Here is a 674-nt window from a genome sequence, read left to right as displayed (position 1 = left end):
TTTAATCACGGGTAGCCAGGACGCTACTCAGCAAAGAAAGGAACTCTGACTATGAGTAATCTGATTGCCGCCTGCGTTGGCGACATGCACGTTTGCCCGATCAAAGGGCACGGATCTTCCCCCATCATGCCAAACGGCTCCAGTATCCTTGTGGAAGGTAAGCCCATTGCCCGGGTGGGCGATGTCACCGGTTGCGGTGCCGTTATTACTCAAGGCTATCCGCTGGCAATAGCAGATGGTAGGCCGGTGGCCTACCTTGGCAGCCCCACCAGCCACGGTGGTTCCATTGTCAGCGGTAACCAACGAGTCATACTGGGAGTCGGCACAACCACAGCGCCTGTCGTGGATTTTGCCATGGCGGGTGCGCTGGATGATAAAGGCCAGCTTACCCCCGCCGCCAAACAGTTGCTGGACAAAGACCCGCAGGAATTTGTTCGCAAGGCCGCCCAGAAAGGTGCGTTGATTGACGAAGGCTTACCGGACGAAGAACCGGAAGATTTCTTCGCTGAAGAAGATCGCCCAAAGGTTCGGGTAGAGGCTGGCATATTTTTCGACGGTACTGGCAACAACAGGGATAACACCCAAGCCTATCAGAGACAGATGGATGAGTGCCTGACGGCCAATGCCGCTGGCGCTATCTCCGAGGATGAGTGCAGTGCCGAATTGTCGCAGAT

Annotated in this window: 1 protein-coding gene; it reads left to right on the top strand. The window is 55.8% G+C overall.

Features of this window, described 5'->3' with window-relative positions; genetic code table 11:
- Positions 1-51 precede the first annotated feature (51 nt).
- Positions 52-674: PAAR domain-containing protein (locus EZI54_RS23990; RefSeq protein WP_207389356.1), on the top strand; the 623-nt coding region annotated here is incomplete at its 3' end.

The organism is Marinobacter halodurans (genome assembly GCF_004327985.1).
GTDB classification, from domain to species: Bacteria; Pseudomonadota; Gammaproteobacteria; order Pseudomonadales; family Oleiphilaceae; genus Marinobacter_A; species Marinobacter_A halodurans.
This window is presented reverse-complemented; position numbering and strand designations above follow the sequence as displayed.